We start from the raw sequence: 22955 nt of genomic DNA on the forward strand, positions 1-22955 counted from the left end.
AAGTCCAACAACATGTCTAGACTGCGTCGCATGTCACCTCGCCGAAGCTACGACCAGTACTGTTCCGCCGCCCGGGCGCTCGACGTCGTCGGCGACCGCTGGACGCTGCTGATCGTCCGGGAGCTCCTGGCCGGTCCGCGCCGCTACACCGACCTGCACGCCGACCTGCCGGGCGTCAGCACGGACGTACTCGCCTCTCGGCTGAAGGACATGGAACGGGACGGGCTGACCACCCGGCGCCGGCTGCCGCCGCCGGGCGCCGCGTACGTCTACGAACTCACCGGGCGCGGAAGGGAGTTGCTGCCCGTGCTGCAGGCGCTCGGCACCTGGGGTCAGGCCGAGCTGGGCGAGCGGCGGCCCACGGACGCCGTCCGCGCGCACTGGTTCGCGCTGCCGTTGCTGCGCGCGCTGGAGGGCGCGGGGCCCAAGGACGAGGGGCTGGTCGAAGTCCGGCTGGAGGAGGGGGACTTCCATGTGCGCGTCGGCGCGGAGGGCGGCCCGGTGTACGGCGACGGGCCCGCACCCGGCGAGCCCGACGCCCGGCTGGTGATGGACACCGACACCTGTACGGCCGTCGGCCGGGGGGAGTTGACCCTGGCCGACGCGATCGGGGGCGGGCGGGTCGAGGTGACCGGCGAGGGCACCCTGGCGAAGGCGCTGCGCGAGGCGTGAGACGACAGAAGGCCCGCTGACGGCGGACCTTCTGTCACCACGCCGCCCGCGGGCCTCCTGCCGGAGCGTCGGATCAGGCGCCCGGCGGCACCCGCGAGGGCCGCCCCGCGCCGCGCGTCAGCGCGTACCCGCCGACTCCCGCGAGCGCGGCCAGCGCCCCGCCGAGGGCCGTCCACACCCAGCGGTCGGACCACCAGCCGGAGGACCAGCCGTCGTCCGGTTCGATGCTGGACAGCACCGCGGAGGCGGACGAACCGTCCTCGTCGTCCGCCGAGGTGACCGCGATCCCGGGCACCAGCGGCTCGGCCAGCGAGCCGTCGACCGCGGCCGCGCCGCCGACGTCCTTCGAGTCGGCCCGGAGTTCGGCCCGCACGGGCAGACCCAGGTCGCCCGTCGTCAGGTCGACGACCGTCAGCCGGACGTAGTACGTCCCGGGCAGCGGGTCGTTCGCCCACGGCTCCGACCAGGCACGGACCGTGCGCAGCACGCAGGCCAGTTCCACGGAGCCGGCCCCCGCGGCGGCGGTGCGCGTCTGCGCCCCGTACTGGCAGGCCTGGCGGCGCCGCAGACCGTCGTACACGTCGACCTGCCAGGTCTCGGCGGCGTGCGCCTCGGGCAGCTTCACCGTCGCCCGCACGGTGGGGCGCTGCCCGGCGTCCGCGGGGAACGACCAGTACAGGTAGTCACCGGCCGAGCCGTCGGCGGTGGCCGTCTGGCCCTGCTCGATCTCGGTCGCCGTGCGGAAGGAGGTACCCGCCGTGGTGGGGGCCTCGCTGTCCGTCGAAGCCGAGGGGGACGGCGAGGAGTCGGCCGCCGCCGGGGTGGCCGCGAGGCCGAACATCAGCGCCGCGGCGCCCAGCACACGTGTGATCCGCATCAGTTGGTCCTCCAGACCGCGACCCGCCAGCGCGACAGCCAGCCCCAGAGCAGACCGGCGACGAAGCCGGCGAGGATCAGGGCGCCGAGCAGCCACCAGCCGCGCCCGAGGCCGAAGGAGGCCACGTCACTCGCCTGGGACGGCCCGTCCACCACGTCCACGGTCAGCTCCAGCGGCAGACCCGGCGTGGTCTTCACACCGGAGGCCGCCGAGAAGGAGTTGGTGACCTGGAGGCAGACGGACTCGGCCGCCGCCTCGTCCTCGTTCTCCCTCTCCGCCTTGGGATAACGCAGTCCCGTCGAGACCGCGTCCGTACGACCGTCCCCCGCCGCCTCGCCGCGCACGATCTCCCGGCCGCGCACCGTGACCGCCCGCAGCAGCACCCCGTAGGAGGGGTTCACGGCCCGGTCCGCGCCCACGCTGACCGAGGCGCGCAGCTCCTTGCCGGGCTCCACGTCGACCCGGTACCAGCGCTGCTGCCCGAACTCCTCGCGGTCCGTGTACAGACCGGACTTCAGGGTCGGCGCCTTCGCGCACGACGCGGCGCCCTCGGTGGCCACCGGCGTCACCACCGGATCGGCCGCGCGGTCCACCAACTGGTTCACCCGGTCGGTGAGTTCGTCGGTGTGCTCGACCGAGGTGTACGTCCCGCCGGTCGCCTCGGCGATGCAGCTCAGCTGCTGCCGCATCTTGGCGTTCGGGACCAGGCCGAGGGTGTCGATGGTCAGCCCGATGCCCTTGGCGGCGATCTCGCGGGCCACCTCGCACGGGTCGAGCGGGGCGCAGGTGTCCTCGCCGTCACTGATCAGCACGATCCGCTTGGAGCCGTCGCCGTCGAAGTCGTCGGCCGCCTTGAGCAGCGCCGGGCCGATCGGGGTCCAGCCGGTGGGGGAGAGGGTGGCCACCGCCGTCTTGGCCTCGGTGCGGTCCAGCGGACCCACCGGGTAGAGCTGAGCGGTGTCCTTGCAGCCCGTCTTCTGGTCGTCGCCCGGGTAGTTGGCGCCGAGGGTCCGGATGCCGAGCTCGACGTCCTCCGGCGTGGCGTCCAGCACCTCGTTGAACGCCTGCTTCGCCGCCGCCATCCGCGTCCCGCCGTCGATGTCCCGGGTCCGCATGGAACCGCTGACGTCGAGGACGAGGTCGACCTGGGGCGTGGCCTCGCCCGTGGGTTCACCGGCGAGGGCCGCGGCCGGGAAGGCGACCCCGGCCGTCAGGGCGGCGAGCAGGGCGCACACTCCTGCCGCCAGCCGTTTACTTGTGATCATCGGCGGATCCTATTGATCAGGGGTGCCGGGATCCAAAACGGCCGTGAGGAGCGGACACCGGAAGGCCGGCACAGGGTCCTCGATCGGGGAAGCCGGCCCAGCGCTCCGGGGGTGCGTCAGCGCAGGGGGTTGGGCAGCTGGGCCCACTGATCCCCGGGCGTCCCCGGTGACAGCCGCATCAGTGTCAACGCCTTGGTGGGCAGGGGCTCTTCGAGAAGGGCCACGAGATCCGGGGTGCGCGGCAGCTCCCGTACGGCCGACGCCAGCGCCTCCCGCAGCGCCCCCGCCGACCCGGCCGTGGCTGCCAGCGCCCCGGCCACCAGCGAGCCGAACAGTTTGCGCCGCAGGGCCCTCTCGTCGTCCGTGACGGTCCGTCCGGTCAGCTCCGGTACCAAGACCCCGTGCCGGGCCAGCCGGGCAGGACTGACACGGATGTCGGCGAGATCGCGGTAGACCAGACGCAGCGGGTCGCCGGTCGCGGACAGCACGACGAGGAGGTTCTGTCCGTGCGCCTCCAGAGCCACCCCGAGCTCCAGCATGCTCAGGCCCACCGTGAGGGCCAGGCGCGTGAACCCGGCCAGCCAGGCGGGGGAGTCGGGCAGGCCGGTGGTGGTGAGGGCGGCGACCGGCAGCACCCGCTCGCCGCGCCCCGCGTCCGCGTACGCCTGCGGCGACTCGCGCAGCACCGCCGCCAGGTCGGGCGAGTCGGCCGTGACCGCGCCCAGGGTGCGCGTCACGTGCAGCAGCCCGTCCATGCGGGCCGCCGCCGCGTGCGCGAACGCCGACAGGGTCGCGGACTGGCCTACGGAGTAGACGGAGATGTCCCGCACCGAGGAGGTGAGCCGGGCACTCAGCGCGGTCTTCACGTGCCGTCCGTCCGGCTCGGCGAGGGTGCGCAGCGCCATCAAAGGGTGGGCCGCGAACCCCTCCCCGCAGGGCCGCTTGAGCACGTGCTCCGCCTGCCACGGATGCACCGGCACCAACAGTCGCCCCCCGTCCCGCATCCCGTCCGGCCACTCGCCCGTCACCAGGCAGTCGCCCGCCGGGACCGGCAGCGTCCCCAGCTGGACGACCGGACCGTGCTCCGGCCCGTAGGCGAGCTGCTCGGCCACCGAGAAGCCGGGCCGCGAGCGGCAGTTGGGGTGGTACGGATGCCCGTCCACCACCCGCTGCTCCCACTCCCAGTCGTCCGTGGGCCACTCCTTCGGGTGGACCGGCCGCCCGGCCCGCGAGAGTGCCAACGAGGCGGCGCTGTGGCCGAGTTCGGCGGCGAAGTCCGTACCGTGCGCTACCCCCAGCGCGGTCACCAGCCGCACCGGGTCGGCGTACGGCCGGTCGTCGAGCCGCACCTCGGTGACGTACCCGGAGGTGGCGTACGGGTCCGGGTGCGGGCCGTGCAGCCGACGCCCGTCGGCAAGACGCAGGGTGACTCCGTCCCGGCCGGCCGCGCGCCCCGCGAGCCAGGGCAGCGGCTCATGGGTGAACGCACGCCACAGCCGGGTCAGCACGGCCGCCCGGGCACCGGGCAGCTCGGCCGAGTACCGCGGCACGAGGCCCGGCCGCAGGGCGGCCAGCTCGCCGGCGACCTCGGCCTCGGCGGTGAAGGGACGGTGCACGGGCGGGCTCCTCGGGTACGAAGGGGGTGTCACGACAGGCGGTGACGACAGACATACTGATCGTCTCCGCCCGAACGGACCGTAGAGAACGAGTGGAACGCGTGGATCTCATCCCCCCGCCCCCCGCCGACGACGCCGCCTCGCGCGACGACGTGGCGGAGCGCGCCGACGCCTTCGCGGCGGCGCCCCTCCTCAACTGCCTGCTGCGGGAGGTGGCCGAACACCTGCCACCCCCCGACGGACCCGGCGGGCACCACGAGTACCGGCTGCCGGGGGGCAGGGTGTTGCGGGTGCGCGGAAGCAGGCGGCCCGCCGAACCCGAGGTCCGCACCGCGGACGGCCGGCAGCGCCTGAGCCATCCCGAACTCGTCAAGCTCGTCGCGGAGGAACTGGTCGGGCACACCGGCCTGTCCAACCACGAGCTGCCCGCCGAGATGATCGACAGCCGGGACGCGGTGGCCGCGCTGCTCGCCGCCCGCGCCCGGACGACGCCACCCGAGGACCCGTACCTGCTCTCCGAGCAGTCCCTGATCACCGGGCACCCCCACCACCCCGCACCCAAGGCCCGCGGCGGCGGCCCGGTCGCCGCCTGGCTGCCCTACGCCCCCGAGGCGCACGCCCGCTTCCCGCTGACCCTGCTCGGGCTGCGCGCGGACGCCGTCGTCGAGGACGGCGACACCTCGGCCCTCGACACGCTCGGCGAGGCCCCGCCCGGCTACCGGCTGCTGCCCGCCCACCCCTGGCAGCTCGCCCTCGCCGCCCGCGACCTCGCCCCGGCCTTCGCCGACGGCCGCCTGATCCACCTCGGCACGACCGCCTCCGACGCCTGGCCCACGGCCGCGATCCGCACGCTCTACGCGCCCGGACACGACCTCTTCCTGAAGTTCAGCCTCGACGTGCGCATCACCAACGACATCCGCCGGCTCTGGCGCCACGACCTGCTGAGACTCCGCCGTACCGACACCGCCGCGCGGCGGGCCCTCGACGCGGTCGACGGCCCGGCGGCCTGGCTGAGCGACCGGGGCTACCGCACCGCGGACTTCGCGTTCGAACAACTCGCCGTCCTGGTCCGCGACGGACTGCGCGACCGGCTGCTGCCCGGCGCCACCCCGCTGCTGGCCGCCGGGCTCGTGGAGGGCTTCCCCGGCAGCCCTCTCGACGGCGCCGAGGACCCGGCGGCGTGGTGGGAGGCCTACCTGGCCCAGGTCGTGCCCCCGGCCCTGGCGGCCTTCGCCGACCACGGCGTCGTCCTCGAGGCACATCTGCAGAACGCGCTGGTCGCCGTGGACGCGCACGGCACCCCCGTGCAGGCGCTGTTCCGGGACGCCGAGGGCGTGAAGCTGCTGCCGGAGGTGTCGCGTGAGGCCGGCTGGGAGCGGCTGGTGTACTGCCTCGTCGTCAACCACCTCTGCGAGGTGGCCGGGGCCCTCGCCGAGCGCCACGCCGGCCTGGACCCCTGGCCCGCCGTCCGCCGGGAACTGTCCCGGCACGACCTGCCCGAGATCGCCGCCCTGCTCGCCTCGCCCACGCTGCCCGGCAAGACCAACCTGCTGCTGCGCTGGACGGGCGCGGACGGCGCCGACGCCCGCTACCTTCCGCTGCCCAACCCGCTGGCCGGGTGAGCGCCGGCACTCCCGCACGCCCCGGCCGCGTCAGCCGTGCAGCAGGGAGCGGCCGAGCCAGTCGGAGTGGTCGCGGACGCCGGGGAGGGCGAAGAAGTAGCCGCCGCCGGTGGGGGTGATGTAGTCCACGAGGGGCTCGTCGATCAGACGCACCTGGGTGGCCTCGAACTGGCGGACCACGTCCTGCTGGTAGCAGCAGAACGCCAGACCCATGTCGAGGTTGCCGGCCCGGTCGACGCCCCGGTCGTAGTTGTAGCCGCGGCGCAGCAGACGCGAGGAGTCCGTTCTCGCGCTGCGCGGGTTGGCGAGGCGGATGTGGGCGTCCAGCGGGATCGCCTCGCCGCGCGGGTCCCTGGAGTAGCGGGGTGTGTCGGTCTCGCGGGCGCCGTCGAGCGGGGCGCCGGTGTCGCGGCGACGGCCGATCATCTTCTCCTGCTCGGTGAGGGAGACCCGGTCCCAGAACTCCACCCGCATACGGATGACGCGGATCACCTGGTAGCTGCCCCCGACCGCCCAGGACGGCTCGCCGTCGGCCGCCGTGACCCACACCAGCCGGTCCATCTCACGGGCGGAGGAGGTGTCGGGGTTGGCGATGCCGTCCTTGAAGCCCAGGAGGTTGCGCTGCGCGCCGGACGGGCGGGCGGGGTTCTGGAAGCCGTCGACGCGCCACTTGACCTGCATGGCGCCGCGCGTGTGACGGGCGAGGTCGCGCAGGGCGTGCAGCACGGTGTCGGAGTGGCCCGCGCAGATCTGCAGGGACAGGTCGCCGTGGCACTCGGCCGGGTCGAGGTCGTCGTTGGGGAAGGTGCGCATCGCCGTGAGGTGGCGCGGTTTGGCGGCGGCGAGACCGTACCGGTCGTCGAAGAGCGAGGCGCCCAGGCCCACGGTGACGGTCAGACGGTCGGCCGGGACGTCGGGGCCCAGGATGCCGCTGTCGGACGGCGGGGCGCCCACGCCGAGGTCCTCGGGGGTGCCGCCGGCGGTCAGGAACCGGGCCCGGGCGGTGAGGGTGCGCAGCAGGTCGGTGAGTTCACCGCGGTTCTCGGCGATCACGTCGAAGGAGACGAAAGCGGCTGCCCGCTGCTGCGGGGTGATGATCCCGGCCTGGTGGGCGCCGTGGAAGGCCACCGCGCCGGCGGCCGGGATGCCGCCTTCCGCGGCACTGGCGCGCCCGCCGGCGAACCCGGCTCCGGCCAGCGCCGCACCCGCCGCGCCGACACCGAGGGCGGTCCGGACGAACGTGCGGCGGCCGGTGGGACAAGCGCCTTCCGAACCCGCTGCGGGGCCCGGCTGCTGGGTGGGCATCGAGATGGTCCTCTCCTGGTGTCGCACTGGTGCGGGCGTGGCTGGGCGCGGGTGGTTGGGCGCGGGTGCCTGGGGCGGCGGGCTCGGGCTCGCTTACGCGGATACGGGGTTCAGGCCGCCCGCCGGATCTCCAGCAGGTCGGGGATCGGGGCGAGTTCCTCCAGCGACTGGCCCATGGCACCGTCGAGCCGTCGGCGCGCGGCGCCGGAGAGGCTCGCGAGGGGTGTCCAACTGCCGTCCGGGTGGCGGGCGGCGAGTACCAGGTGCTCGGTGCGTCGCAGCCACCTGTCCACGTTCGTCAGGACCTCGGGGTCGCGCTGCCGGATCAGGGGGCGCAGCAGGCCGAGCAGGACCCGGGTGCCCCTGATGTTGGCCTCGGCGGTCGCCAGAGCCGTTCCGCTGCCGTAGTCGGTGGCGCCGGTCAGCTCCTGCTGGAGGGTGGCCTCCAGGATTTCGTGGGTGCGCAGCGGGAGGTCGCCGGCGTCGAAGTCCTGGTGGGGGAAGTCCTTCCGCAGGGCGGTGACGTCGGCGGTGAGCTGCCGTACGGCCCCGGTGAGGGAGGCGGCCGACTCGCCGTGCCACAGGCCGTACTCGACGCGGTGGAACCCGGTGAAGCCGCTGTCCTTCACCCCGCGGGGGAGCCCGGCCGTCGTCCCGTTGATCTTCGCGTCGAACTCCCCGAACGTTCCGTAGGCGGCGCCGAGCGCGGCGTACGCCTCGTGCGCGGGCAGCCAGTCCTTCCGGGCCCTCCCGAGCTGTCCGGCGTCGACGTCGCGCTGCAGGGTCCGGGTCCTGGTCAGCAGACCGGCCAGGCCCTGCCGTACGTAGGCGCGGTAGGACGCCAGCGGTGCGGCGAGGTCCTTCGCCGCCACCGGCAGTACGGCCGTCCTCGTACCGCCGCCCGTGACCCGGACCGCGGCGGAGGTGACGGCCCTGCCCGAGGCGGGCACGCAGCGCCAGGCGTAGCTTCCGGTGCCGATCGTGGCGGTCAACGTGCGGGTCGTGCCGGGGGCGACGCCTTCGACCTCGCCGTAGACGGCCGCCGTGACCGGATCGATCAGGTAGGCCTCGACGGTGCCGCGGCCGGTGTCGCGCACCTGGAAGGACTGACGGCCGGGTTTGGGCGCGGTGAATCCCCCGCCGCAGTCCGCGGGGGAGACGGTGATGGTGGCGGCGGAGGCGGGCTTGTCGCCGCCGACGGCCACCAGCAGGCCCGCGAGGACGGCCGGAGCGGCCAGCGCGGCCACCGGCACCACCCACCGGGGCAGGCGTCGTCCCGCGGTCGGCGCCGCTGCGGACCCGGCCTGGACGGGCTGGGGCTCGTCTTGCGAAGCAGCCGGTTCGGCGGCGGGCGTCGAAGAGGGTGCCGCCGCCGGGGGAGAGGCCGCGGTGGAGACGGGAGAGGCCGCGGCGGGGCCGGGAGAGGCTGCGGCGGGGCCGGGAGAGATCGTGGTGGGAACGGGAGAGGCCGTGCCGGAGACGGGCGACGCCGCGGCGGAGACGGCCGTGCCGCGTACCCCGCGAACGAACAGCGCCATCACCACGAGGAGGTAGGTGCCGTAGGCCGTGGCCTGCAGCCATGTCATCTGCGGCGTCAGGTTGAACATGCCGGCGGCCAGAGTGGCGTACCAGGAAGCGGGATCGACCCGCGCCGACAGGTCGAAGGCGAACGCCGCCGCCCCCGGCAGGACACCGCCCTCCTGCAGGTCACGCACCCCGTAGCCGAGGACCCCGGCCGCGATCACGATGAGCCCGGCGCCGGTGACGGTGAAGAACCGGGTCAGATTGAGGTGCAGCACCCGCCGGTACAGGCCCCGGCACACCGCGGCGGCCAGCAGCAGACCCGCCCCCGCGCCGGTCAGCGGACCGGCCGACTCCCCGGCCGCCTGTCCCGTCGTCCACAGGAACAGCGCGGTCTCCAGACCTTCGCGCCCGACCGCGAGGAACGAGGTGACGACCAGCACGCCGGCGCCCATGCCCACGGCCGCGCTCACCCGCTCTTCGAGCTCACCGGACAGACTCCGCGCCGACCGGCGCATCCAGAACACCATCGCGGTGACGAAGACGACCGCGACCACGCTGAGCACACCGCCGAACGCCTCCTGCGCCCGTCCCGACAGGTCGGCCGCGGTGAACGTCAGTACCGCTCCGAACCCCATCGACACGCCCACCGCGGCCAGCACCCCGGTCCATACGTGGGGCAGCCGGGAGCGGTGGCCGGAGCGGACCAGGGCTGCGACCAGAACGGAGACGATCAGGCCGGCTTCCAGCCCCTCCCGCAGGCCGATCAGGAAGCTCGGGAGCGCGTTGTCCCACACCAGGCAACTCCTCTCGGGCACACGACGGCCCGGCCGCATACCGGCCAGGCCGCGCTTAGTGCAGGCAAACCTAACCGCCGATCACGAGGGCGGTGCCGTCGGAACACGCGGCGCCTGGGCCTCGCCGCGCTCAACCCGGCTGCTCCTGAAGGGGGTTGGAGCCTGGTTAAGAGTCGAGTGTGAACGCGGACGAAGGGGGGTTCGGTTTCGAACTCGGTATGAGGCAGGTATGACGAGGGCTACTCAGGCCCGTACGCGACCGATCCGGGTGAGGGTGCCGCGTAGGGTCTCGGGACGTCTGTAGCCCTTGTGCGGTGGGAGGTCGCCATGGAGAGTCCGCCCGAGCTCACCACGGGGCGGTTGCTCACCTCATGGCACCTGGACGTGCCCGCCCTGCTGCTGGTCGTCCTGCTGGGCGCGCTGTACGCGCGCGGAGTGCTGCGGCTGCGGCGACGGGGTGAGCGCTGGCCGGTGGCCCGCGTGGTGGCCTTCACGTCGCTCGGCCTCGGCGCGCTCGTCGTGGCCACGATGTCCCCGCTGGCCGTGTACGACCGTGCCCTGTTCTGGCCGGCCGCCGTCCAGAACGTCCTCCTCGACCTGGTCGCCCCGCTCGGGCTGGCGCTGGGCGATCCGCTGGGCCTGGCCCTGCGAGCCCTGTCCCCACCGGCCGCCGACCGGATGCGGCGGGTGATGACCGGACGGCTGGTGCGCCTGCTGACCTTCCCCCTGGTCAGCACGGTCCTGGTCCTCGTGACCGAACTGACGGTGTACTTCACTCCCTACTTCGAGACCGCCCTGCGGGACGACTGGCTGCACGAGCTGATGTATCTGCACCTCCTGCTCGCCGGCAGCCTCTTCGTGGTGCCGGTGCTCACCCGCGAGGAGGCCCTGCCGAGGTGGTGCACTCATCCGGTGCGGGCGGCGCTGGTGTTCCTCGACGGGGTCGTCGACGCCGTGCCGGGCATCGTGGTGATGACCCACGGCACCTTGATCGCCGGCACCTGGTACCTGCGCCACGCCCCTTCCTGGGCGCCGGACGTACACCACGACCAGCAGCTCGGCGGCGGCGCGATGATCGGCATCGCCGAGCTGGTGGCGCTGCCCTTCCTGCTCGCCCTCCTGGTGCAGTGGGCGCACACCGAACGTGCCGAGACCGCCGCCCTGGACCGTCGCCTGGACGCGGAGTCGGTCCCGGTGACGCCCGCGGCACCGGGGCCGGCATCAGGGCCGGAGGTCGTCCATCCGTGGTGGGAGACCGAGAACGGCGAGGTGGGCCGGCGCATCAGGGGGCAGCGGCCGGGGCGTTGACACCTGCCCGGGCGGCGACCGGTGCAGGGCCCCGTGCGCAGGGCCCCGCTCACCACTCGCCCCGCCTGCCTGCCCGGTTAGGATGCCCAGGTGCTGAGAGAGGTCACCGCAACGCGCTACGTCGAACCCCTGCGGTCCGGTGGCTCCGTCCCCGGCGTCGTCGAGGCCGACGACCTCGGCACGTACGTCGTGAAGTTCACCGGCTCCGCGCAGGGCCGCAAGGCGCTGGTCGCCGAGGTGGTCGTCGGCGAGCTGGCCCGCGCCCTGGGACTGCGCTTCCCCGAACTGGTCCTCGTGCACTTCGACCCGGCGATCGCCGACAGCGAGCCGCACCAGGAGGTGCGCGAACTCCACGCCGCGAGCGCCGGAATCAACCTCGGCATGGACTTCCTGCCGGGCGCGAAGGACTTCACCCCGCAGATCGCCGGAGCCTTCCGCGTGGACCCGCTGGAGGCCGGCCGGGTCGTCTGGCTGGACGCCCTGACGGCCAACGTGGACCGTACGGTCCACAGCTCCAACCTGATGGTCTGGCCCACCTTCGGGACCGTACCGCCGCGCCTGTGGCTGATCGACCACGGGGCCGCTCTGGTGTTCCACCACCGCTGGGACGGCTCGGACCCCGCGAAGGCGTACGACTTCCGGCACCACGCACTCGGCCACTACGCCCCCGACGTGCGCGCAGCCGACGCGGAGCTGGCGCCGCTGGTGACCGAGCGGCTGCTGCGGGAGATCCTGGCGGAGGTCCCGGACGCCTGGCTGACCGGCGACGACGGGTTCGCGACGCCGGAGGACGCCCGCACGGCGTACGTGGACCACCTCCACGCGCGCGTACGCGCCTCCGAGGCGTGGCTGCCCACCGACTTCCCCACCCGGGAGGAGCTCGCCGCCGAGGAGGAAGTCCGGGCGGCGAGGACGCAACAGGGCCGGCCGGACTGGCTCAAGCGGGTCCCCGACCTGCACGGCAAGCCGGCGGCGGAACAGGATTGGTCGGTACACCTCGGATGACGGAGACCTCCTCGGGCGGGCCGCGGCGCGTCGAGATCGAGTACTGCACGCAGTGCCGCTGGCTGCCGCGGGCCGCCTGGCTGGCCCAGGAACTGCTGACGACGTTCGAGAACGAGCTCACGGAGCTGTCCCTGGTGCCCGGCAAGGGCGGCGTCTTCGTCGTCCGGGTGAACGGCGAGGTGGTGTGGGACCGCCGCGAGCAGGGTTTCCCGGAGCCCACCGCCGTGAAGCAGGCGGTACGCGACCGAGTGGCCCCGGGCAAGTCCCTGGGCCACTCGGACCAGCCGGCGTCCTGAGCCTCAGCCCCTGAGCTGCTCGTAGGCCGGCAGCGTCAGGAAGTCCGCGTAGTCCTCGTCGAGGGAGACCTCCAGCAGCAGGTCGTGGGCCTGCTGCCAGTGACCGGCGTTGAACGCGTCCTCGCCGAGCTCGGCGCGGAGCTCGGCGAGCTCCTGCGCCGCGACCTTGCGGGCCAGCTCCGGCGTGGCCTTCTCGCCGTTCTCGAACTCGACGCCCGCGTTGATCCACTGCCAGATCTGCGAGCGGGAGATCTCTGCGGTCGCCGCGTCCTCCATCAGGTTGAAGATGGCGACCGCGCCGAGACCGCGCAGCCAGGCCTCGATGTAACGGATGCCGACCTGGACGGCGTTGACGAGACCGTTGTACGTCGGCTTGGCGTCGAGGGAGTCGACGGCGATCAGGTCGGCCGCCTTGACGTCGACGTCCTCGCGCAGCCGGTCCTTCTGGTTCGGCCGGTCGCCGAGGACCGCGTCGAAGGAGGCCATGGCGATCGGGACCAGGTCGGGGTGGGCGACCCAGGAGCCGTCGAAACCGTCGGCGGCCTCGCGGTCCTTGTCGGCCTTCACCTTCTCGAAGGCGACCTTGTTGACCTCTTCGTCGCGCCGGGAGGGGATGAACGCCGCCATGCCGCCGATGGCGTGCGCGCCGCGCTTGTGGCAGGTGTGGACGAGGAGTTCGGTGTACGCGCGCATGAACGGGGCCGTCATCGTGACCGCGTTGCGGTCCGGGAGGACGAACTTGGCGCCGCCGTCACGGAAGTTCTTGACGATGGAGAACAGGTAGTCCCAGCGGCCCGCGTTCAGGCCGGAGGCGTGGTCGCGCAGTTCGTAGAGGATCTCCTCCATCTCGTACGCGGCCGTGATCGTCTCGATCAGCACGGTGGCGCGGACGGTGCCCTGCGGGATGCCGACGTAGTCCTGCGCGAAGACGAACACCTCGTTCCACAGGCGGGCCTCCAGGTGCGACTCCGTCTTCGGGAGGTAGAAGTACGGGCCCTTGCCGAGGTCCAGCAGCCGCTGGGCATTGTGGAAGAAGTACAGGCCGAAGTCGACGAGGGCGCCGGGAACCTGGCTGCCGTCCGCGGCGACGAGGTGACGCTCGTTCAGGTGCCAGCCGCGCGGGCGCATGACGACCGTGGCGAGCTCGTCGTCGCCCTTGAGGGCGTACGACTTGCCGGACACCGGGTCCGTGAAGTCGATGGCGCGGGTGTAGGCGTCGGCCAGGTTGACCTGACCGAGGATCACGTTCTCCCAGGTCGGCGCCGAGGCGTCCTCGAAGTCCGCGAGCCAGACCCGGGCACCCGAGTTGAGGGCGTTGATGGTCATCTTGCGGTCGGTGGGGCCGGTGATCTCGACCCGGCGGTCGTCCAGGGCCGCAGGGGAGGGGGCCACCTTCCAGGAGTCGTCGGCGCGGATCGCGGCGGTCTCCGGGAGGAAGTCGAGCGTGGAGGTACGGGCGATCTCGGCGCGGCGCTCCGCACGGCGGGCGAGGAGCTCGTCACGCCGGGGCGTGAACCGGCGGTGCAGCTCGGCCACGAAGGCGAGGGCCGCTTCGGTGAGGACCTCCTCCTGCCGGGGCAGGGGCTCGGCGTCGACGATGGCCAGCGGGGACGGCGCTGGTGCGGACATGAGCTGTCACTTCCTTCAGCGAGCGTGGCACCGGGTGCCAGTCGACCACGGTAGGGCGGGCAGCGCCCGGGAGCCGCCGAGCGCTTCTGAACAGTGGATACTAGTTTCCTCATCGTGGAACTTCAATAGTTTGTTGATGTCGAGATTCTCCGAGTCGAGGCAAGGTGGCGCTCGGTGCCACCCCGCTCACTCAAGGTGTTTCAGGTCCACGGCCGTGTCGATGTCGTACGGCTCGGCCACGTCTCCGCACTCGACGAGCGTGATCGCCTCCTCGTGCGCCTTCAGGTAGGCGCGTGCCCCCCGGTCGCCGGTGGCGGTCGCGGCGATCCCCGCCCAGTGCGCGGCGCCGAGAAGGACCGGGTGGCCGCGGACGCCGTCGTAGGCGGCGCAGGCCAGCGACCGGTCGGACTCGTACGCGGCGCGCACCCGGCCGACCGCGTCCGCCCCGATGCCGGGCTGGTCGACGAGGGAGACGAGGGCGGCCCCGGCTCCCGTGCCGGTGAGCGAGTCCAGCCCGGCCCGCAGGGACGAACCCATGCCGTCGGCCCAGCCGGGGTTCTCCACGAGCACACAGTCGCCGAGCTCCGCCCGCTCCCGTACGGTGCCCGCCGCCGCCCCCAGGACCACGTGGACGCGGGTGCAGCCGGCCGCGCGCAGCACGCCGACCGCGTACTCGACCAGTGGCCGTCCCCGGTGTTCGAGCAGGGCCTTGGGGCGGCCGCCGAGCCGGCGTCCGCCTCCCGCGGCGAGGAGCAGCCCGGCCACCATCGGTGCGTTGTCCGTCATGCGTCCTGCATACCCGACGCTCCGGCGAGCGCCGGGTTCCCAGGGCTGAATTTCGGTCCGCGCAGTGGCGCGGCCGCCACGGCGTGGCGTTTACTGACCCGCGTCCCCCCGGCGCCCGACCAGCGCGCGGGGACGCGCGAAGGGACCGGAGAGTGTGCAGGCGCACAACGGAGTGCGAGGGGGAGTGCCGTGTTGCGGAGCTTGGGGCGCAGGCCGGTGAGCGGCAGCGACGAGGACCTGAGGGTGGCGGCACTGCGGACCGCGGTCTCCCGCCTGCGCCGCGAACTCGCCGCGCATCCGGCCGAGTTCCCCGACCGCGGTATCGCCGAGGACGAACTCGCGGCGCTGGCCGCGATGACCGTCGATGGAACGCCCGAGGTCTCCCGGCTGCGCCGGTCGCTGCTGGTGATCGCGGGCGCGATCGGCTCGGTCAGCGCCCTGTCGGGGGGCCTGTCCAAGGTGCGTGACGCGGTGGACCTGTTCGGGGAGCCGCCGCGGCGGTGAAAACGTCCGGTGGCCGTCCGGGCGCCGCGGCTCCGGCGCCGCGGCTTCGGTGCCGCGGATCACGGGTGGCGGATCGGGTGTGACGGTCCGGGTGGAGCGGTTCAGGGATGGCGGATCGGGTGTGACGGTTCCGTCGGGGCGGTTCAGGTGTTCGGCGTCGAGGTCGCCAGTGCCTCCGACAGTTCCACCGCCACCTGCTGGAGCACCGGCACGATCCTCTCCGTCGCCGCCTCGGTGACCCGGCCTGCCGGGCCCGAGATGGAGATGGCCGCCGAGGTGGGGGAGTTGGGGACGGACACCGCGAGGCAGCGGACCCCGATCTCCTGCTCGTTGTCGTCGATCGCGAAGCCCTGGCGCCGTACATCCTCCAGCGCGGCGAGGAACCCGTCCGGTGTGGTGATCGTCTTTTCCGTGGCGGCGGGCATGCCGGTGCGGGCGAGGAGGGCGCGCACCTCGGCGTCCGGGGTGTCGGCGAGCAGGGCCTTGCCGACGCCCGTGGAGTGCGGCAGGACGCGCCGGCCGACCTCGGTGAACATCCGCATCGAGTGCTTCGACGGCACCTGTGCCACGTAGACGATCTCGTCGCCGTCCAGAAGCGCCATGTTCGCCGTCTCGCCGGTCTCCTCGACCAGGCGGGCGAGGTAGGGGCGCGCCCAGGTGCCGAGCAGTCGGGAGGAGGATTCGCCGAGGCGGATCAGGCGGGGGCCGAGCGCGTAGCGGCGGTTGGGCTGCTGGCGTACGTATCCGCAGGCCACGAGGGTGCGCATCAGGCGGTGGATGGTCGGCAGAGGCAGCCCGCTGCTCGCGGAGAGCTCGCTCAGGCCGACTTCGCCGCCCGCGTCCGCCATGCGCTCCAGCAGATCGAAGGCGCGCTCGAGGGACTGGACTCCGCCGCTGGCGGACTTCGCGGAGTCGGTGGTGCTGGCGCTGGACGTCGGCACGGCGCGTTCCTTTCGGGACAGGCGGGAAGAGCAGAAGCCTACCCGCCGGTCGGTTGACTCCCCGCTTGTGCGTAGCTACGTTCTGCGTGCCGGAATTCTAATTCCGCCTTGTGGAAACGTCCAGAGTGGGCGCCGTTGTGGTCCCCTGAAGAAGTGTGCCCTTGACGGCGCGAGGGCGGGAGTGAAGACTCCTTCAACAGAACGTTGAATTCCGTTACGTGGACGTAAATCCCGTTTCCCGGAAGTAACGGAAGCGGACGGAGACAGCGGCACAGCGAGAGGGGTCCGGGTGTCCGACGTAGAACTGGTGCTGCGCTCGACGCGCGTCATCACCCCGGAGGGGACGCGCGCCGCCTCGGTCGCGGTCGCCGCCGGGACGATCACGGCCGTCCTGCCGTACGACGCAGAGGTGCCGGCCGGCGCCCGCCTGGAGGACGTCGGCGACCACGTCCTGCTGCCCGGCCTGGTCGACACCCACGTGCACGTCAACGACCCCGGTCGCACCGAGTGGGAGGGCTTCTGGACCGCCACCCGGGCCGCGGCCGCCGGTGGTATCACCACCCTCGTCGACATGCCGCTCAACTCCCTCCCGCCGACGACCACGGTCGACCACCTCCGTACCAAGAAGGAGGTCGCGGCCGACAAGGCCCACATCGACGTCGGCTTCTGGGGCGGTGCCCTCCCCGACAACGTCAAGGACCTGCGCCCGCTGCACGAGGCCGGGGTCTTCGGCTTCAAGGCCTTCCTGTCGCCGTCCGGCGTCGACGAGTTCCCGCACCTGGGCCAGGACCAACTCGCCCAGTCCCTCGCCGAGATCGCCGCCTTCGGCGGTCTGCTGATCGTGCACGCCGAGGATCCGCACCACCTGGACGCCGCCCCGCAGCAGGGCGGTCCCAAGTACGCCGACTTCCTGGCCTCCCGTCCGCGGGACGCGGAGGACACGGCGATCGCCCAGCTCATCGCCCAGGCCAGGCGTCTCGACGCGCGCGTGCACGTGCTGCACCTTTCCTCGTCCGACGCACTGCCGCTGATCGCGGCGGCCAAGGCGGAGGGCGTCCGCATCACGGTCGAGACCTGCCCGCACTACCTGACCCTCACCGCCGAGGAAGTCCCTGACGGCGCCAGCGAGTTCAAGTGCTGTCCGCCCATCAGGGAGTCCGCCAACCAGGACCTGCTCTGGCAGGCGCTGGCCGACGGCACCATCGACTGCGTGGTCACCGACCACTCGCCCTCGACGACCGACCTGAAGACCGACGACTTCGCGACGGCGTGGGGCGGCATCTCCGGCCTCCAGCTGAGCCTCGCGGCCGTGTGGACCGAGGCCCGCAGGCGCGGTCACGGCCTGGAGGACGTGGTCCGCTGGATGTCGACGGGGACGGCGCGTCTGGTCGGTCTCGACGCGCGCAAGGGAGCCATCGAGGCGGGCCGCGACGCCGACTTCGCGGTCCTCGCACCGGACGAGACGTTCACCGTGGACCCGGCGGCCCTCCAGCACCGCAACCGTGTCACGGCGTACGCGGGCAGGACCCTGCACGGCGTGGTGAAGTCGACCTGGCTGCGCGGCGAACGCATCGTCGTGGACGGCGAGTTCACCGACCCGAAGGGCCGACTCCTCACCCGCACCCCCTGAGCCACCCTCCCGCACCCGCAGCGGCCGACTCCCGAAAGGCACATCTCGTGACGGCGATACCCAGCTTCACCGGCGACGCGAACCCCTACGGAGGCGGTGACCCCTACGCGGACTACCGCACCGCCGACTTCCCCTTCACCCAGTACGCCAACCTCGCCGACCGGCAGCTCGGCGCCGGAGTGATCGCCGCCAACGACGAGTTCTTCGCCCAGCGCGAGAACCTGCTGATGCCCGGGGCCGCCGAGTTCGACCCCGAGCACTTCGGGCACAAGGGCAAGATCATGGACGGCTGGGAGACGCGGCGGCGGCGCGGTGCCTCCGCCGCCCACCCCTGGCCCACGCCGGAGGACCACGACTGGGCGCTGGTCCGCCTCGGGGCGCCCGGGGTGGTCCGCGGCATCGTCGTCGACACAGCCCACTTCCGCGGCAACTACCCGCAGGCGGTGTCCGTCGAGGGCACGTCGGTGCCGGGTTCCCCGTCGCCGGAGGACCTCCTCGGGGACGACGTGAAGTGGACGACGCTGGTCCCTCGCACGGCGGTGGGCGGCCACGCGGCGAACGGTTTCGCCGTCGCGGCCGAGCAGTGCTTCACGCATCTGCGCGTCAACCAGCATCCCGACGGGGGCATCGCCCGGCTGCGCGTCCACGGCGAGGTCGTCCCCGACCCGAAGTGGCTGGAGGCCCTCGGCACCTTCGACGTGGTCGCCCTGGAGAACGGCGGCAGTGCCGAGGACGCCTCCAACCTCTTCTACTCGCCGGCCTCCAACACCATCCAGCCGGGCCGCTCCCGCAAGATGGACGACGGCTGGGAGACCCGGCGCCGCCGCGACCAGGGCAACGACTGGATCCGCTACCGCCTGGCCGCGCAGTCCCGGATCCGCGCCCTGGAGATCGACACGGCGTATCTCAAGGGCAACAGCGCGGGCTGGGCGTCGGTGTCGGTCAGGGACGGCGACGGCGAGTGGACGGAGATCCTCCCGCGCACCCGCCTCCAGCCCGACACCAACCACCGCTTCGTCCTCCCGGCCCCGGCCGTCGGCACCCACGCGCGCGTGGACATCTACCCGGACGGCGGCATCTCCCGCCTGCGCCTGTTCGGCACCCTGACCGAAACGGGCGCGACGACGCTGGCGTCCCGTCACCGGGAACTGGGCGGCTGAGCGGGGCGGACATCCTGCGCGCGCATCCTGGCCTATGCCCACCCCCCCGCCCGACTCGGTGGGCCACATGGCAAGGCGCTCGGCACTACCAGCCCGTCCGGCGTTTGAGGACGAGGCCCTTCGGGCCGAAGGGGGTCCGGGGCGCAGCCCCGGCGGGGTCGAAGGGGCGGAGCCCCTTCAGGAGGGACGAGAAGGGGCGGCGGGGGCGATAAAACCGCCCCATCACGCCGCATGCCCCCCGTCCACAGAGAACTCCGCCCCCGTCACATACGCGGCCCCCGCCAGATAGGCCACCGTCCCCGCCACTTCCTCCGCCGTCCCGAACCGCCCCAGCGCCGTCATCGCAGCCTGCCCCTCCGCGAACACCCCGTCCGCCGGATTCATGTCCGTGTCGATCGGCCCCGGATGCACGATGTTCGCGGTGATCCCCCGCGCCCCCAACTCCCGCGCCAGCGCCTTCGTCATGCCGATCAGCGCGGACTTGCTCATCGCGTACAGCGCCCCACCGGGCCCCGGCACCCGCTGGGTCATGCACGTGCCGACGGTGATGATCCGCCCACCCGCCACCATCAGGCCCGCGGCCGCCTGGGACGCCAGGAAGACCCCGCGCACGTTCACCGCGAGCACCCGGTCCACATCGGCGACGGAGAGACTCTCCAAGGGCCCCAGCAGCCCGACCCCCACGTTGTTCACGAGCACGTCCAGCCGTCCTCCGAGCGCCTCCGCCGTCCGAGCCACCGCCCCGGCCGACTCCTCCACGTCGGCGGAGTCGGCCCGCAGGGCCACCGCCCGGCGCCCCAGCGCCTCGACGGCCCGTACGACGTCGTCGGCCGCCTCCTTGCCGTTCACATAGGTCAGGGCGACGTCGGCGCCCTCCCGGGCCAGCCGCAGAGCCGTCGCGGCGCCGATGCCACGGCTGCCGCCGGTCACCAGGGCCACCTTGCCGTTCAAGAGCCCGTCGTTCCCGCCGATCCCGTCGCGCCCGCCCATTTCGTTGATCCCGCCGTTGATCCCGTTGGTGCCGCTGGTTTTCGTCATGGGCCCATCTCAGCGGCGGCCGACTCCGGACGCTGGCGGCAAACGGACGCCGAGCTCACGAGCACGCGGAGCTCACGCTACGGCCCGGCCGCCGACCGACACCGCCGACCGACACCGCCGACCGACACGCCGACCGATGAGTTGCGAGGGCCTACGGGGTCTGCCCTGATGAAAGCGGACCCCACCACGAAAGGCAGGCACCCGTCATGGGCAAGCTCGTCCTCACCTCGTTCGTCACCCTCGACGGCGTCCACCAGGCCCCCGGTGGTCCCAAGGAGGACACCCGCGACGGTTTCCGGCAGGGCGGCTGGACCGTCCCGTACTGGGACGACGACTTCGGCCGGTTCGTCGAGGAGGTCTTCGGCCGCGTCGGCGCCTTCCTCCTCGGCCGTCGCACCTACGACATCTTCGCCGCGTACTGGCCGAAGAACACCGACCCGGCCGACCCGGTCGCCTCGAAGCTGAACGCCCTGCCGAAGTACGTCGCCTCCTCCACCCTCACCGAGCCCGGCTGGGCCGGCACCACCGTGATCGGCCGCGACCTGGCGAAGGAGGTGACCGCCCTCAAGGAGCGCACCGACGGCGAGCTCCAGGTACACGGCAGCGGCGCCCTGGCACGGTCCCTGTTCGCCCTCGACCTCGTCGACACCGTGCACCTGCTGACCTTCCCGGTCGTGCTCGGCGCCGGTCACCGCCTGTTCGCCGACGGCGCCGTACCGACCGCCCTCCGGCACGTCGACGGACGCGTCACCGGGGCGGGCGTCTCCATCCAGTCGTACGACGTGACGGGCCGCCCGGAGTACGGCTCCTACGAGCTCCCCGCAGGTTAACTTCCCGAAAACTCCTCGGACTTGACGTGAAAATCCACCAGGTTGACATTGACATGCCATCGTCTACGCGCGTCATCATGAGGTCATGAGATTCCCCCCACGCACCGCTCGTATCGGCGCCGCAGCCGCGCTCCTGTCCGCCCTCCTCGTGGGCGGCACCGTCACCGCCACGTCGGCGAACGCGGCCGCCACGGCGGTCGGCAGCATCTGCTACAGCGACCTGCCCTCCCAGGCCCACGACACGCTCGACCTGATCGAGCAGGGTGGTCCCTACCCGTACTCGCAGGACGGGACCGTGTTCCAGAACCGGGAAGGCGTCCTGCCCGGCCAGTCGACCGGCTACTACCACGAGTACACGGTCATCACGCCCGGATCCTCCACGCGCGGTGCCCGCCGCATCGTGACCGGTGAGGAGAACCAGGAGGACTACTACACGGCCGACCACTACGAGTCGTTCGACCTGGTCGACCACGGCTGCTGAACTCGCTTGCCCTCACCTCTGGCTCTCCGCGACGGCGAACAGCGCGAACGCCAGCACGACCAGGGTGACGCTCGCGAAGATCTCGTAGCCGTCGAGGAAACCGACCCGCTGCACGAAGCCGATGTTCCAGTCGGTGAACTCGTGCAAGAGGCCCATCACGCCCTGTACCAGGGCAAGGAAACCGATTAGCTCCAGCAGCTGTTTCATGCCAAGACCCTCGCCCCGCGGACCCCCCACCCACATCGGCCGCGGGGCGAGGCACGTCCGACGGAAGTCCCGGTCCGCCGGCCGGCCCGCGCCGAAAGTCTCCGCTGTCACGACTTTGGTCGACGATCCCGCGCGCGGGGGAGTGGCACGGGCCGCGGCCGCATAGATTTGTCGACCGTGAGTGCTGACGTGAGGGTGCCAGAACCGCCGGAACACTCAGGGCGGCACTGGCTGCTGCCCTCCGCTGTGATCCACGAGTTCGAACCCGACGCCTCCCGGCCCGGACGGCGGCCCCGGCGTACCGCCCGCGACTGGATCGTCGACTTCACCTGCTTCCTGCTGGCCGTCCTCGTCGGCATCGTCGGCGCCGACGCCGTGACCGACAACCCGCACGTCCCGCACGCGCTCGCCGTCGTCGACCAGTGGACCGGCGCGCTCGCCTGTGCCGCGGTGTGGCTGCGCCGACGCTGGCCGGTCGGGCTGGCCGTGGCGACGATTCCGGTCGGGATGTTCTCGGACACCGCGGGCGGGGCGTGCATGATCGCCCTGTTCACCCTCGCCGTGCACCGGCCCTTCCGGTACGTGGCCTGGGTGGGTGGCGTCACCATCGCGCTGATCCCGCTCTACTTCTGGCTGCGCCCCGACCCCGAGCTGACGTACTTCGTCGCGGTCGTCATCTTCGTGCTGCTGACCGCTGTCCTGGTCGGCTGGGGCCTGCTCGTACGCGCCAAGCGGCAGTTGATGCTCAGCCTGCGCGACCGCTCCCGGCGTGCCGAGACGGAGGCGCGACTGCGGGCGGAGCAGGCGCAGCAGCTGGCCCGGGAGGCCATCGCCCGGGAGATGCACGACGTCCTCGCGCACCGGCTGACCCTGCTGAGCGTGCACGCCGGCGCCCTGGAGTTCCGGCCGGACGCGCCCCACGCGGAGGTCGCCCGCGCTGCCGGTGTCATCCGGGAGAGCGCGCACGAGGCCCTGCAGGACCTCCGGGAGATCATCGGCGTCCTGCGGGCGGGTGAAGCCGACGACGCGGGCCGTCCCCAGCCGACGCTGGCCGCCCTGGACCACCTGGCCGCCGAGTCCCGCGAGGCAGGCGCGAAGGTCACCCTCGACAACCGGGTCACCGACCCCGCGGCCGTCCCCGCCTCGGTCGGCCGTACCGCCTACCGCATCGCCCAGGAGGGCCTCACCAACGCCCGGAAACACGCCCCGGGAGCCGAGGTCACGGTGTCCGTCTCCGGAGCCCCGGGGGAGGGTCTGACCATCTCCGTCCGCAACCCACGGCCCGACGGCGAGATCCCGCACGTCCCCGGCTCCGGCCAGGGCCTGATCGGTCTGACCGAACGCGCGACGCTGGCCGGGGGGCGCCTGGAGCACGGCCCGCAGGGGGACGGCGGGTTCGGGGTGCGAGCATGGCTGCCGTGGGGGTGAACCCGGCGGCGAGGTAAGGGAGTTGTCCCCGTGCGCA

Annotated in this window: 21 protein-coding genes; 11 read left to right on the forward strand and 10 right to left on the reverse strand. The window is 72.8% G+C overall.

What is annotated here, in order from left to right; all coding sequences use genetic code 11:
- The first annotated feature begins 30 nt into the window (after positions 1 to 30).
- Complete coding sequence (locus tag AQJ84_RS02050) at positions 31 to 672, forward strand: winged helix-turn-helix transcriptional regulator (protein WP_030041649.1); 642 nt, start codon at positions 31 to 33, stop codon at positions 670 to 672.
- 73 nt (positions 673 to 745) lie between these two features.
- Here AQJ84_RS02050 and AQJ84_RS02055 read toward each other — a convergent pair whose 3' ends face one another.
- From AQJ84_RS02055 to AQJ84_RS02065, 3 genes are all read right to left on the reverse strand, one after another.
- A complete protein-coding gene (locus AQJ84_RS02055; RefSeq protein WP_053192178.1) occupies positions 746 to 1549 on the reverse strand; it encodes a hypothetical protein in 804 nt (267 codons plus the stop codon).
- A complete protein-coding gene (locus AQJ84_RS02060) occupies positions 1549 to 2814 on the reverse strand; it encodes a vWA domain-containing protein (protein WP_030041647.1) in 1266 nt (421 codons plus the stop codon). The genes AQJ84_RS02055 and AQJ84_RS02060 overlap by 1 nt, the downstream gene beginning before the upstream one ends.
- 116 nt (positions 2815 to 2930) lie before the next feature.
- Positions 2931 to 4430: an IucA/IucC family protein gene (locus tag AQJ84_RS02065; protein WP_053192176.1), complete on the reverse strand. Its 1500-nt coding sequence runs from the start codon at positions 4428 to 4430 to the stop codon at positions 2931 to 2933.
- Between the two features lie 92 nt (positions 4431 to 4522).
- On the opposite strand from AQJ84_RS02065, the gene AQJ84_RS02070 reads away from it, so the two are divergent.
- A complete protein-coding gene (locus tag AQJ84_RS02070; protein ID WP_030041646.1) occupies positions 4523 to 6052 on the forward strand; it encodes an IucA/IucC family protein in 1530 nt (509 codons plus the stop codon).
- Between the two features lie 30 nt (positions 6053 to 6082).
- Here the strand turns inward: AQJ84_RS02070 and efeB are convergent, their stop codons facing one another.
- Positions 6083 to 7357 (reverse strand): iron uptake transporter deferrochelatase/peroxidase subunit, encoded by a 1275-nt coding sequence (gene efeB / locus AQJ84_RS02075; protein WP_030041645.1) that lies wholly within the window; start codon positions 7355 to 7357, stop codon positions 6083 to 6085.
- A 110-nt stretch (positions 7358 to 7467) separates the two neighbouring features.
- Entirely contained in the window at positions 7468 to 9675 is a 2208-nt protein-coding gene (gene efeU / locus AQJ84_RS02080; RefSeq protein WP_053192174.1) for an iron uptake transporter permease EfeU, read from the reverse strand.
- A 327-nt stretch (positions 9676 to 10002) separates the two neighbouring features.
- Between efeU and AQJ84_RS02085 the strand changes: the two genes are divergently transcribed.
- The 3 genes from AQJ84_RS02085 to AQJ84_RS02095 all read left to right on the forward strand — a co-directional run bounded on the left by AQJ84_RS02085 (position 10003) and on the right by AQJ84_RS02095 (position 12284).
- Entirely contained in the window at positions 10003 to 10983 is a 981-nt protein-coding gene (locus AQJ84_RS02085; protein ID WP_030041643.1) for a cytochrome c oxidase assembly protein, read from the forward strand.
- 90 nt (positions 10984 to 11073) lie between these two features.
- Positions 11074 to 11988, forward strand: coding sequence for a HipA family kinase (locus AQJ84_RS02090; RefSeq protein ID WP_030041642.1), 915 nt, complete (start codon positions 11074 to 11076; stop codon positions 11986 to 11988).
- Positions 11985 to 12284 carry a SelT/SelW/SelH family protein gene (locus tag AQJ84_RS02095; RefSeq protein WP_030041641.1) on the forward strand — a complete coding sequence of 100 codons (300 nt, stop codon included), beginning with the start codon at positions 11985 to 11987 and terminating at the stop codon, positions 12282 to 12284. The genes AQJ84_RS02090 and AQJ84_RS02095 overlap by 4 nt, the downstream gene beginning before the upstream one ends.
- Before the next feature lie 3 nt (positions 12285 to 12287).
- Here the strand turns inward: AQJ84_RS02095 and aceB are convergent, their stop codons facing one another.
- Complete coding sequence (aceB, locus tag AQJ84_RS02100; RefSeq protein WP_030041640.1) at positions 12288 to 13913, reverse strand: malate synthase A; 1626 nt, start codon at positions 13911 to 13913, stop codon at positions 12288 to 12290.
- A 186-nt stretch (positions 13914 to 14099) separates the two neighbouring features.
- Positions 14100 to 14699, reverse strand: coding sequence for a nucleotidyltransferase family protein (locus AQJ84_RS02105; protein WP_030041639.1), 600 nt, complete (start codon positions 14697 to 14699; stop codon positions 14100 to 14102).
- A 216-nt stretch (positions 14700 to 14915) separates the two neighbouring features.
- On the opposite strand from AQJ84_RS02105, the gene AQJ84_RS02110 reads away from it, so the two are divergent.
- Complete coding sequence (locus AQJ84_RS02110) at positions 14916 to 15203, forward strand: DUF5955 family protein (protein ID WP_030041638.1); 288 nt, start codon at positions 14916 to 14918, stop codon at positions 15201 to 15203.
- Between the two features lie 143 nt (positions 15204 to 15346).
- On the opposite strand, the gene AQJ84_RS02115 is transcribed toward AQJ84_RS02110, so the two are convergent.
- Positions 15347 to 16144: an IclR family transcriptional regulator gene (locus AQJ84_RS02115; protein WP_030041637.1), complete on the reverse strand. Its 798-nt coding sequence runs from the start codon at positions 16142 to 16144 to the stop codon at positions 15347 to 15349.
- A gap of 289 nt (positions 16145 to 16433) precedes the next feature.
- Here AQJ84_RS02115 and allB point away from each other — a divergent pair, with 289 nt between their 5' ends.
- Together allB and alc are read left to right on the forward strand one after the other, a co-directional pair.
- On the forward strand, positions 16434 to 17774 hold the full coding sequence (gene allB / locus AQJ84_RS02120) for an allantoinase AllB (RefSeq protein ID WP_030041636.1): 1341 nt from the start codon (positions 16434 to 16436) through the stop codon (positions 17772 to 17774).
- 47 nt (positions 17775 to 17821) lie between these two features.
- Positions 17822 to 18934: an allantoicase gene (gene alc / locus AQJ84_RS02125; protein ID WP_030041635.1), complete on the forward strand. Its 1113-nt coding sequence runs from the start codon at positions 17822 to 17824 to the stop codon at positions 18932 to 18934.
- Between the two features lie 222 nt (positions 18935 to 19156).
- On the opposite strand, the gene AQJ84_RS02130 is transcribed toward alc, so the two are convergent.
- Entirely contained in the window at positions 19157 to 19924 is a 768-nt protein-coding gene (locus tag AQJ84_RS02130) for an SDR family oxidoreductase (protein WP_053192198.1), read from the reverse strand.
- 254 nt (positions 19925 to 20178) lie between these two features.
- On the opposite strand from AQJ84_RS02130, the gene AQJ84_RS02135 reads away from it, so the two are divergent.
- Together AQJ84_RS02135 and AQJ84_RS02140 are read left to right on the forward strand one after the other, a co-directional pair.
- Positions 20179 to 20802, forward strand: a complete 624-nt coding sequence (locus AQJ84_RS02135) for a dihydrofolate reductase family protein (protein WP_030041633.1) — start codon at positions 20179 to 20181, stop codon at positions 20800 to 20802.
- Positions 20803 to 20887: 85 nt separating this feature from the next.
- Positions 20888 to 21283, forward strand: coding sequence for a ribonuclease domain-containing protein (locus AQJ84_RS02140; protein WP_030041632.1), 396 nt, complete (start codon positions 20888 to 20890; stop codon positions 21281 to 21283).
- A gap of 12 nt (positions 21284 to 21295) precedes the next feature.
- Here the strand turns inward: AQJ84_RS02140 and AQJ84_RS02145 are convergent, their stop codons facing one another.
- Positions 21296 to 21490 (reverse strand): hypothetical protein, encoded by a 195-nt coding sequence (locus AQJ84_RS02145; protein WP_030041631.1) that lies wholly within the window; start codon positions 21488 to 21490, stop codon positions 21296 to 21298.
- Between the two features lie 168 nt (positions 21491 to 21658).
- Between AQJ84_RS02145 and AQJ84_RS02150 the strand changes: the two genes are divergently transcribed.
- Positions 21659 to 22918 (forward strand): sensor histidine kinase, encoded by a 1260-nt coding sequence (locus AQJ84_RS02150; protein WP_037803288.1) that lies wholly within the window; start codon positions 21659 to 21661, stop codon positions 22916 to 22918.
- Positions 22919 to 22955: the final 37 nt, after the last annotated feature.

Origin of the sequence: Streptomyces resistomycificus, from assembly GCF_001514265.1 — a bacterium.
Lineage (GTDB): Bacteria > Actinomycetota > Actinomycetes > Streptomycetales > Streptomycetaceae > Streptomyces > Streptomyces resistomycificus.